This window comes from Polaribacter pacificus (assembly GCF_038024035.1).
Lineage (GTDB): Bacteria > Bacteroidota > Bacteroidia > Flavobacteriales > Flavobacteriaceae > Polaribacter > Polaribacter pacificus.
In genome coordinates, this window is sequence record NZ_CP150664.1 from 191,261 (window position 1) to 202,993 (window position 11,733).

Sequence of the window (11,733 nt, forward strand, 5' to 3'; positions counted from 1 at the left end):
TGAAAAAAGTAGAATTTTTATTGTTTTTTGATAAAGATAAAATCACCTCCCTCATCTCCAATACCATAAATAGTTCCGTATTGAGGAGTGTTAGGGCTATTATTCATCACAGGTTCTTCTATATTGTTAAAGAGTTGACGTGCAGATAAATAATTGTTGCTGTTGTCCTCTAGCCGCTTTAATAAATATTTTAAGAACACACTTTTGTTAGGAACTGTTTTTAAAGTACCACTGGTAATGGCTTTCCTACTAGTAAGTTCATACTTCTTTTGAACAGATTTTGGCGCTGCTTTAAACTCACGTGTTTTAAAAATACTACCACTAAAACAAGCATCTGAAATTAATAAGGTGTGTTTTGATTGAATACCTTTTAAGTAATCAACAACTTGTGAGTTGCTAATTAAATTCAATTCATATTCCATATCAGCATCAGAGGGTAGCCAATGCCCAACCTGACTTTTCTCATCATAAATACCGTGTCCAGCATAAAAAACTAACAAATTATCTTTGTTGGTTACTTTCTTTTTAAGCTTGCTAAATTCTTTGATAATTTCATTTTCCTTTGGGCTATTGTTTAAGACAACTACATTTTCTTTATTAAAATTGTACTTATTGATTAGGATGTTTGCTAAATCTTGAGCGTCTTTAGAAGGAAGCCCTCCTAAGTCAGTAATAGCACCATCACCGTAATTACTTACACCAATCAATAGCGCATAGTATTTACCAAATCCAACATCTAGGGTGTTGTCATTGTTGTTGACCACTACTACATCATCATTAACAACATCTGGAGATTTTCTTTTAATACTAAAGGTTTTTGTAGAAGAAGCTTGCTTTAAATCGGTTGCTTTTACCACCAAATCATTGTCTCCTATTTTAAGAGGCACTTCTGCACTAAACTCTCCAGTTTCTTTAATTGTAGCGTCAATACCATTGATTTTTATTTCATAAATACCATCTTTATCTGTTGCTTTTCCTTTGACAAGAATTTTCTTTGTTTTTACAATTTTAAATCCACGTTCTACGATAGGCTCTGTAATAACCACCTCTGGAGGTGCATTAAAATCATTATTGCTAGGGTAGGAGATGTTTAAAAAATCAACAGAAATCTCTTGTTTTTCATATACACTATACCCTAAGTAATCACCAAAGAAAGGGGTAAATGGCGCTTCATTTATATAAGTTCCATTGATATAAAAACGCAATAAGCTCCCAGATTTGACAATTTTAATAATATTTGATGCGTATGCAGTAGTTTTTAACGCACTTGTTGTTGTCCATGGAATAATCTTATTTGAAGTATCATTTTCTAAACGTCTAAACAAATAACTGTCTTTAGACAAGAACAAATCATATTCATTGGTGTTGTTTTTTCTACCAAAAACAAAAGCGATAGAAGAGTTAGAGCTTCCTTGTCTGGTAATGGATGTCTCAATGATAAAATCTTTGCTTGTATCAATTGCTATTTTTTTACTGATAAATGCTCCACTCTTCTCATTGTTGTTTTTTACATATAATTTACCTCCTGTGATTCTAGTTTTTGTGTCTTCTGTATCCTTTAAAGACCAGGCATTTGAATTGCTAGAAAAAGATTCAGACAACGGAACTTGTAAGGTATTGTCAGTAACAATAGTGGTATTTGATTTTTTTAAGTACTTTATAGTTAGATTGTCTACAGCGATTTTTTGTTTATTGTACACAACATATCCAATTCTATTCCCATAAAAAGATTCAAAATCAGTTTCAGTAATATAGTTGTCATTGATGTAAAATTTATTAGTGCCGCCAATTTTTTTAATGGTTAATTTATTAGTAGCACCATTTCCTTTATTGATATAAGAAGAGGTTGTAAACTTTTTAATCACCTCTTCTTTGTTATCAACCATTCTAGAGATTTTATAATAACCATTTCCAGAAATGTAAAATCTAAAGCTACTACCTTCTTCTTTAGCCCATTGCAATCCATAAGAATAATTGTCTACACCTCCAACTTTTTTAATTGTAGTACTAATTTCAAAATCTCTTGTCGTATCAATTGTTTTAGGAATATTAACAGCCCAACCACCTTCTTCGTGTTTGTGCTCAAAATTATAAAGGCTGTTTGTAATAGAGATGTCTCTATCATTGGTGTTCCCAATTGACCAATTGTTGGCGTTGTTGTTAAACAATTCTTCAAGCAAAACATCACCAGTAGTTACAACCAAATCATCATTGCTAACAAATGGTTTTGTTTGATTTAAATAAGAAACTTCAAGGTCTTCTACAGCGATTTTTTGTTTATTGTATACAACATAACCAATATCTGTTCCTCTTAAATCCTTGTAGCTAATTAGGCTTAAATAACGATCGTTTACATAAAATTTTATAAAGCCTTCTTCTTTTACAACCTTAAGAGTATTGTAGGCATTATCACCTTTGTTGATATGTGGAGTGGCTGTCCACTTTTTTATAGTCGTGTTTGTACCATTGTCAAAATTATCGATGCCATAAAATCCATTTGAAGTGATGGCAAAAATATATTGATTGTCATTGTCTTTTCTTCCAAAAAGTAAACCATAGCCATAATTGTCAACACCGCTTACCTTTTGGATTTTTGTTTCTATTTTAAAATCTTTAGAAGTATCAATCGTTAGTTTGTGTGTGCTGTTCCAACCTGCTGTAGCCCTTTTGTGCTCAAAATAATACTTTCCACTAGCGACTACAGTTTCCATGTTTTCAGTATTTGACTCTGGCCAACTATTAGGATTGCTGTTAAAGTCATCTTTTATGATGATGTTTCCACCAGAGTTTGTAACTGTAGTCCCAGATTGTTCTTTTACTGATAAATAATCTATAGCAATTTTTTGTTGATTATAGACCATCACCCCAATTTTATTACCAAAAAAGGGGCGAAAATCAGTACTCGTAACAAGTGCCTCATTGATATAAAAATAAAGTGTATTGCCTGTTTTTTTTACTTTTAATTTATTGTAATCATTGTAGTTTGTATTAATACTTTCTGCTTTAGTCCAGGCTTGAATCTGATTGTAAGCTCCTTTATTTTTTTCAGAAACACGATACTGACCATCGATGCCAATCATAAAGTGAAAGGTGTTATCAATGTCTTTGTTTCCAAATAATAACCCAAAAGCATAGGATTTTGTTCCTTTTATTTTTTGAATTGATGTTTCAATTTCAAAATCTTTTGAAGTATTAAAATCAATGTCTCTTGTTGTTACATTCCAGAAATCATCATCTTTTTTATGTTCAAAATAATATTTCCCGTTTTCAACTATTAACTCTCTTCGATCACTATTTCCTGTTGGCCAAGTGCTCCCAGAAGAATAATCCTCATAATACAAGGACTTTTCTTGAGAGAAACTCAATAATGAAATTGTTAAAAAGCTAAATAAAAGTAAATGTTTTTGAAGTTTCATGCTAAAAAATTATTGATGATTCATTTCTATAAAAATAGGAACTACACTTGCATTGCTAGAATTACTTTTAGTGGTAAATGATATTTTGTTTTTTTCAAAACTGATATCATTTCCATTAAAGATTTTTGCTTGTAAAGATTTCTTTACGCGGCTAACAAAATCTTCAGATCCGTTTTTAATGCTGCTTACAATTTTATTGATATCCAATTTTTCTTTACTGTATAAAACACATAGGATGTCACGTCCAGGAGTAGCATCAAATTCAATAAAATAATCTTCGTTTGGCAAAGCTATTTCGCTGTTAGTATAATTAAAATAATCGCTAAAATTTTCAAAAGGATAAAGCTTGCTTACTGATTTGTCTCCTGATCCATAGCCGATTAAATATACGTAGCCTTTTTGTTTGCTCTTTAAATAGATTCTAAATTGAGTACCAGAAGTATAGCTCTTATCTATTCTATAAGTTGTCTTTACAGCCTTAACTACATTGAAATTTCTAGTAGCCTCATCTGATAAAATTGGGTTCATATAGCCTCCGTTGCTCAGTCTTAAGTTTAGTTCTCCAGACAGACCATTGCTATTGTTTGTAACAACCACATCATCATTGTCATCATCATTTACATTTGGTTTGCTTTTATCAACCAATACATAAGCTGTCTTGGTGTTTTCTTTAAATGCATCATAAGTAACCCAAATAAAACCATTGTTACCCCAGTTGGTCCCCCATGAGTTTAATATTTCAAAAGCACCACCATATTTGTTGTCATCATATCCTACAACAACCATTGCATGTCCACCCAGACCACCAGAGTGTGCTCCGCTCCAAGCTCCTTTAACTTTATAAAATGAAGATGAAACTTGCATTCCAATAACCACTGGATTTTGATTGGCAATTGCCTTTTTTACTTTTCCAACAAGATTTACAGGATTGTCCCATTTTGCCAATCTTTCATAAGTTAAAATAGTATTTTTCTTTGCTAATTCAAGACCATACTCAGTTGGTACCACTTTACAATTGGCTGCATTGTAAGTAAAATCTTTTAAGCTTAAAATCCCATAGGTATTTAACAACTTCATGGCATCAGCGATATAAGAACCTTTGGTACAATTGTCATCTCCTTTCATTTTAATTAAATTGTAAACAAATGAAGGTGAGTATGTATTTTGATTGATTAAAGAGGTATTGTCTTTCCAACCATTTTTAATAGCGTTTGCAATAGTTCTTGCTCCATAGCCACTTGCCCATCCAACACAAGATGGTTGACTTCCTTGATTACCAGGAGTAGGGCTAAATGATTTAAGACTGTAATTAGAAGGAATTGAAGTTAAACTTCTAGTAACTAAAGGGACAGTTTCGGTGACCTCTTCATACTTTTCCTTACTAAATTCTAAACCAGTTACGTACTCTTGTGCATGTAAACTTATAGAAACTAAGAGCAGTACGGATAAAAGTATCTTTTTCATAACAAACAGTTTTTAGGTTGTGTGTACAAATATATTTATCACATAGGATATTTGCCATACGGCATTTATCGTATTTTTGCCTAAAAATAAAAAAAAATATTTGTTTACGATTCTAATAATCAAGTAATTGTTTCTATTTTTTAGGGAGTAGATTTTTAAAAGTGATTAAAAACGAATAATTTTTAAGACTTTTTTTGATCTTAGGTAATTCTTAACGATGGTTTTGGCAAGTGCCTTATTCTCAATAGGAGTGATGATGGTCTTAAGCAATTCAATTTGATTTTCTTGAAATGCTAAGTTTGTAAAAGCATAGCCAATAACAGTATCTTCTTCAATAAGTATAACAGAATGCTCACCCAATACTCTTCCTTTATCGACCAAAATCATGTTTGGATGATTAAAGTGATCAGTAGTCAGTTTTTTATAAGAGTTAAGGTTGTATTTGGGTTTGTTTACTTCTAGTTCAAGGTAGTACTTTAAATTAGTAATTAGTTCATTTCCTGTGGGCTCATGGCTAATGGAAAGTGTTTTTTCTTGAATTTTTTTACTTCTTTTAGATGTTTTTAAAAACTGTATGTTCACTTCATTTTTGACGTTGTTTCCTTTGCCTATAAAAATAATATCACCTGATTCTTTGTGTAAATAATAGACACCCATTTCTGTTGGGAGTGGCTCAAGTAATTTAGTTAATTTTTCAGCAGTTCTTTTGCTGTCAAATAATTTTGTAGAGCTCTCAATAATGGTTTTATCAGAATCTTTGTCTAGGATGAGTTTAAACAGTTGGACTGTTGCTAAGGCATCGCCATTTGCACGGTGACGGTCACTCATAGGAATCCCAATAGATTTACAAAGTTTTCCGAGACTGTAAGAGCTTTGGTCTGGGATTAATTTTCTGCTGAGTTCTACTGTACAGAGGGTGTTTCTTTTATAATCATAACCCAAGCGATCGTATTCTGTTTTTAAAATACGGTAGTCAAAATTAGCATTGTGAGCAACTAAAGTACAATCTTCAGTAATTTCTATAATCCGTTTGGCAATTTCGTGAAATTTTGGAGCATTTTTAAGCATAGAAGAGTTAATACCAGTAAGTTTAACAACAAAGGGTTGGATCTCTTTTTCTGGATTAACTAGGGTAATAAATTGGTCTACAACTTTCTGCCCGTCAAATTTATAGATAGCAATCTCAGTGATTCCCTCTTCATTGTATTTTCCTCCAGTAGTTTCAATATCTAAAATTGCGTACAAAATATTGTTTCTTTTTTTAGCTTATAGTAGGTTATGCAATATAATTTCTTTCACCAAAGATGGCGCTTCCAACTCGAATCATGGTACTTCCATTTTGGATTGCAAGCTGATAATCTCCGCTCATCCCCATAGATAAAACGTTTAAATGGTGTTGTTGTTTGTGTTTTTCATAAAACTGCTGTAAGCTAGAAAATTCGTCGTTTATTTGATCTAACTCTTCTGTAAATGTTGCCATGCCCATAAAACCGATAACTTTTATGTTTTTCAGTTCTTTAAAAGCATCACTAGTTAAAATGGCTTCAGTCTCTTCTTTAGTAAGACCAAATTTAGTTTCTTCTTTTGCGATTCTTACCTGAAGTAAACAATTTATGGTTCTTTGATGTTTTTTTGCCTGCTTATTAATCTCTTGTAGCGTTTTTAAACTATCAACTCCGTGAATCAAGCTTACAAAAGATGCCATGTATTTAACCTTGTTTCGTTGTAGATGACCTATCATATGCCATTCTATATCTTTAGGTAAAACTTCATATTTACCAAGCATTTCTTGAATTTTATTTTCTCCAAAAATACGTTGACCGGCATCATAGGCTTCTTGAATATCAGCTATTGGTTTTGTTTTAGAAACAGCAACCAAGCTCACAGAGCTAGGAATTTCTTTGTGTAATTGGGTTAGTTTATCTTTAATGCTTTGGACCATTACAATACTATTTTAAAATTCATAAATGGTTAGAGCGCTTCTCAGCTTGGGCTCTATATAGGTGCTTTTGGGAGGCATTTGAAGGTTGGCATCAGCAATTTGCTTTATCTCTTCAATATTGATAGGGACCAAGCCAAAAGCTACTTGAAATTCACCATTGTCAACTTTTTCTTTTAATTCTAAACTGTTGTTCTTTTTAGGGGCGTAAGAAATTCGGGTATCTGTTCTAATATCTTGGATTCCCAAGATGGGTTTTAAAACGGTTTTATATAAAATTTCTGTATCCAACTGACTCAATACATCGGTAAACTCATATCCAGTCTTTCTTAAATACAAAGAATAATAATTTCCATTTAAATACATTGAAAAATGATGTTTTTCTTTTGGAACATACAAAGATTGCCCTTTGTTTTCTATCCTAAAATACGCATCCAACTCTATTAAAAACTCATCCACTGTTAAACCGTTTAAATCTTTAACAAATCGGTTGAACTCATAAACCTTTAGATGACTTTCAGGGATCAGGTAGCTCATAAAAAAATTATAAGCTTCCAAGCCAGTGTGATCAGGATTCTCTTCTTGAAGTCGTCTAGCTAATAAGCATGAAGATGAAGATCGATGGTGTCCATCGGCAATATACAGTGCAGAAATTTCTTTAAATGCATTTTGGATGATCTCAATTTCTTGCTGTTTGTCAATCAACCAAATACAGTGTGTGTTTTTGTCTGTGGTGGTAAACTCATATTCTGGCCTCTTTAATAAGTGCTTTTCTATGATTTTAGCAATGGTAGTATTGTCAGGATAAGTTAACAAAACAGGCTCGGCATTAAAACCTGTATTCTTTAAATAGTTCTCAAATAATAGCTCTCTTAGGTGTAAGGTACCCTCGTGTTTTTTTATAATATCATTATTGTAGTCTTCTACAGAAGTAGCAGCGATGATTCCACAAAATGTACTCTCTGGTGTTGTTTTTTTATAAAGATAAAAAGCAGGTTTTTCATCCTGTTTAAAAACACCATCTTCTTTAAATTCTAAATAACGATTGTGAACCAACTTAAAACGTTGTTCACCCAAAGTTTCTTGATTGTACTTGTAACCAGGATTGATTACATGTAAAAACGTATACGGATTGTATTTGAGTTTTGCTTTTAGCTTCTTGGTCGCATAAATTTCATACGATTTGGAAGACACCAAGCCAACTTTATCTCTGGTTGCCCTAACTGCTTTAAACGGGTTAACAATTGCCATTATTCTGAAAGTAAGCTAATAATTTGCTGAGCTAACTCTTTTCCAATTCGCTCTTGAGCTTCTAAAGTTGCTGCTCCAATATGAGGACTTAATGAAATATCAGGATTCATTAACAACTGTATTTCTGGGTTTGGTTCGCTTTCAAAAACATCCAAACCTGCATATCTTACTTTGGCTTTTTCTATTGCATTGACCAAGGCAACTTCATCAATAACACCTCCACGAGCTGTATTGATAATTCCAACTCCGTCTTTCATGGCTTCAAACTCTTTAGTTCCAATAAGGTGTTTTCCTTGGTTTGGTACGTGTACAGTTATAAAGTCTGCTTGTTTTAAAACCTCAGCAATGGATTGTGTTTCAATTTCTACATCAATAGACTGTCCGTTGTAAAAAGAAATATTGATAGACGATTTTCCTATTATAGCATCCGTAGCAATTACTTTCATTCCTATTCCTAAAGCTATTTTTGCAACTTCTTTTCCAATACGACCAAAACCAATGATTCCTAGAGTTTTTCCTCGTAATTCTGAACCTGCTGCAAAATCTTTCTTTAGATCTTTAAAGCGTGTATCACCTTCAAGAGGCATTTCTCTATTGGCTTGGTGCAAATAACGAACCATTCCAAATAGGTGAGCAAAAACTAATTCAGCTACAGAGTTAGAAGATGCATTAGGAGTATTGATTACATGCAAACCTTGACCTTTTGCGTATTCTACATCGATATTATCCATTCCAACCCCTCCACGTCCAATTAGCTTTAAGCTTGGACAAGCATCTATTAATTCTTGACGAACTTGAGTTGCACTACGCACTAAAATTGCGTCAATTTTATGCTCATTGATAAAGTTCTCTAATTGATTTTGTGCTACTTTGGTTGTTATTACTTCAAAACCACTGTTTTCAAGAGTAATTATTCCGCTTTGCGAAATACCGTCATTTGCTAATATTTTCATTCTTTATTCTTGTTATCAGATTCTAGTATTTGATATACTTTTATTTTTTTAAACAAACAGTTAGTTTGTTATACATTTCTTTCGAGTTCTTGCATTACATCAACCAAAACTTGTACGCTATATAAAGGCAATGCATTGTACATGCTTGCACGATAACCACCTACACTTCTGTGTCCGTTTAAACCATTGATCCCTGCTGATTTCCATAAGCCATCAAAAACAGAAGTCATGTTTTCATCTACCAAAGCAAAAGTAGCATTCATTGTACTGCGGTCTTCTTTGGCAACAATTCCTTTAAACAAAGGATTTCTATCAATTTCTGCATACAAAAGAGCTGCCTTTTTTTCATTTACTTTTTCTATAAAAGGAATCCCACCTAAGTTTTTTAACCATTCTAAAGTTAACATCGAAACATACACTGCAAAAACAGGAGGGGTGTTAAACATACTTTCTTTACCTATATGCGTTTGGTAGTTAAGTATAGAAGGAATTTCTCTTTCTACTTTTCCTAAAATATCTTCTTTGATAACCACCAAAGTGGCTCCAGCAGGTCCCATGTTTTTTTGTGCTCCAGCATAGATTAAATCAAATTTTGAAAAATCAAGCATACGAGAAAAAATATCCGAGCTCATATCACATACATTAACACCCTCAAATTCTGGGAATTCTTTTAATTGAGTCCCAAAAATTGTGTTGTTACTTGTACTATGAAAATAATCTGCATCTGATGGGATGCTATAGTTTTTAGGGATATAATTAAAATTTTGATCTTTTGATGAAGCAACTTCAACTACTTCACCAAACATTTTAGCTTCTTTAATGGCATTACTTGCCCAAGTTCCCGTGTTTAAATAGGCTGCTTTTTTATCTAGTAAATTATAGGCAGTCATTAAAAATTGCATGCTTGCACCACCTTGTAAAAACAATACCTGATAGCCTTTGTTTTCTAGGTTTAAAAGTTCTAATACCAAGTTTCTTGCTTTTTCCATTACCGCTACAAAAGGTTTGCTACGGTGCGAGATCTCAATCAAAGAAAGGTCATCATTGTTAAAGTTTAGTACTGCTTCTGAAGCTTGTTGTAAAACTTCTTGCGGTAAAATACATGGTCCAGCGCTAAAGTTGTGTTTTTTCATTGTTACAGTGTGTTGTTTATGGCTAACAAATATCTATTTTTTGTAGGGATTTAGAAACTACTTTAGTTTAAAATATCAATTGACTAAATTTTTGATAAAAAATCTAAGGTGTTTATGCCGTCAGCATAGTCCCATAATTTTGGTTTTTGTGTTTTTCCGAATTCAATTTCATTGCTTAGAACTCCTTTAGAAACGACGCACTGAATCTTGTCTGCATCAGCTGCTAATTTTTGCTCTAAGGTTTCTAAGTCTTCATAATATTCATAAAATACGGTTGCAATAGGAGAGGCATAGCTTTGATCTTCTTTAAGCATCAGAAAACCATTTTCAAGCAAATCAAACAAACTCATTAAATACACAGCTTTGTTGTAATCGTAATTGTTGGCGTATTTGGCGTTCTCAATAAGCTCTTTTTTTGCATACATCCCATTAAAAAAAGCATCAAAATTATAGCCTTTTGGAACATAGAGTTTAGAAACACTTCTACAACCCAACCCAAAATACTGAAAGACATCATCGCTTAAAGCTTCTAATTGTTTATCTGTTTCGTTCCCAGTAAGAATGGCAACAGAATTTCTGCTTTTCCGAATAATATTGGGCTTGTCTTTAAAATAGTAATCAAAATAACGAGCTGTATTATTGCTTCCGGTAGCAATCACAGCATCATAGTCTGTTAAAGCCTGTTCTGTAAAAGTGATGGTTCCCTTAAGGCTAGGTTCAGCAAACTCTAAATATTTGGCTATAAAAGGCAATAAGTGTTTGTCGTTTGAAGACTGTTTGATTAATACATCATGTCCAGAAATAAGTACAGATAAAAAATCATGAAAGCCAACTAAAGGGATGTTTCCTGCCATAATAATGGCAACTGTTTTTGCTTTTTCTGAACCTTCAAGTTGGGTAGTCCATTCGTTTAAATTGTCTGAAGTCAATGCAGTTGACCAACTCTCTAGAGCAAATAGTATGTTTTCTTTGGTAAACCAAGAATTAGATTCGCCAGCTAATTTTATTTGATGTTTAAAGCCATCAAAAAACAAATCATTGTGTGCGATATTATCTTTTTTAATGATTTCTTTTTGTGAAAATTGACTTAAAAAGGTTCCTAATTGAACAAAAGCTTGAATTCGATTTTGTATTCTGTTCATTTCTTTTGGTTGTAAACTATTTTGGACTTATTTTTGCAGTAGCAAAGGTACATAAACTGAAACAGAAAAACTATGGCAATTATAATAACTGATGAATGCATAAATTGTGGGGCTTGTGAGCCAGAATGCCCAAACACTGCTATTTATGAAGGAGCAGACGATTGGAAGTACGCAGACGGAACAACTTTAAACGGGAGCATCGTTTTACCAAACGGAAAATCAGCCAATGCAGATGAGGATCAAGAGCCTATTTCTGATGAAATTTATTTTATTGTTGCTGATAAATGTACAGAGTGTAAAGGATTTCATGAGGAGCCACAATGTGCAGCTGTTTGTCCAGTAGATTGTTGTGTGCCAGATGATGAAAACGTTGAAACTGAAGAAGCCTTGTTAGAGAAACAACGCTTTATGCACGGTGAATAGTATAAAAGATAT

Annotated in this window: 9 protein-coding genes; 1 reads left to right on the plus strand and 8 read right to left on the minus strand. The window is 32.8% G+C overall.

Translation table 11 applies throughout. The annotated features are described in order from the left end of the window. Nucleotides 1-17 precede the first annotated feature (17 nt). The 8 genes from WHC90_RS00845 to WHC90_RS00880 form a co-directional block, all read right to left on the minus strand. A complete protein-coding gene (locus WHC90_RS00845; RefSeq protein WP_188598893.1) occupies nt 18-3,416 on the minus strand; it encodes a caspase family protein in 3,399 nt (1,132 codons plus the stop codon). 9 nt (nt 3,417-3,425) lie between these two features. Next, nucleotides 3,426-4,880 carry a C1 family peptidase gene (locus WHC90_RS00850; RefSeq protein ID WP_188598892.1) on the minus strand — a complete coding sequence of 485 codons (1,455 nt, stop codon included), beginning with the start codon at nt 4,878-4,880 and terminating at the stop codon, nt 3,426-3,428. A 165-nt stretch (nt 4,881-5,045) separates the two neighbouring features. Then, a complete protein-coding gene (locus WHC90_RS00855; protein WP_188598891.1) occupies nt 5,046-6,125 on the minus strand; it encodes an exonuclease domain-containing protein in 1,080 nt (359 codons plus the stop codon). Between the two features lie 31 nt (nt 6,126-6,156). Beyond that, the gene (locus tag WHC90_RS00860) at nt 6,157-6,822 is read right to left on the minus strand and encodes a YggS family pyridoxal phosphate-dependent enzyme (protein ID WP_188598890.1); all 666 of its coding nucleotides are present in this window, start codon (nt 6,820-6,822) and stop codon (nt 6,157-6,159) included. Between the two features lie 12 nt (nt 6,823-6,834). After that, nucleotides 6,835-8,070: a DUF1015 domain-containing protein gene (locus WHC90_RS00865; protein WP_188598889.1), complete on the minus strand. Its 1,236-nt coding sequence runs from the start codon at nt 8,068-8,070 to the stop codon at nt 6,835-6,837. Beyond that, a complete protein-coding gene (locus WHC90_RS00870) occupies nt 8,070-9,023 on the minus strand; it encodes a D-2-hydroxyacid dehydrogenase (RefSeq protein ID WP_188598888.1) in 954 nt (317 codons plus the stop codon). Before WHC90_RS00870 ends, WHC90_RS00865 begins: the two co-directional genes overlap by 1 nt. Nucleotides 9,024-9,091: 68 nt before the next feature. Next, the gene (gene serC, locus WHC90_RS00875; protein ID WP_188598887.1) at nt 9,092-10,156 is read right to left on the minus strand and encodes a 3-phosphoserine/phosphohydroxythreonine transaminase; all 1,065 of its coding nucleotides are present in this window, start codon (nt 10,154-10,156) and stop codon (nt 9,092-9,094) included. Between the two features lie 83 nt (nt 10,157-10,239). Beyond that, entirely contained in the window at nt 10,240-11,298 is a 1,059-nt protein-coding gene (locus tag WHC90_RS00880; RefSeq protein WP_188598886.1) for an acyl-CoA reductase, read from the minus strand. Between the two features lie 72 nt (nt 11,299-11,370). On the opposite strand from WHC90_RS00880, the gene WHC90_RS00885 reads away from it, so the two are divergent. Continuing rightward, on the plus strand, nt 11,371-11,721 hold the full coding sequence (locus WHC90_RS00885) for a 4Fe-4S binding protein (RefSeq protein WP_188598885.1): 351 nt from the start codon (nt 11,371-11,373) through the stop codon (nt 11,719-11,721). Nucleotides 11,722-11,733: the final 12 nt, after the last annotated feature.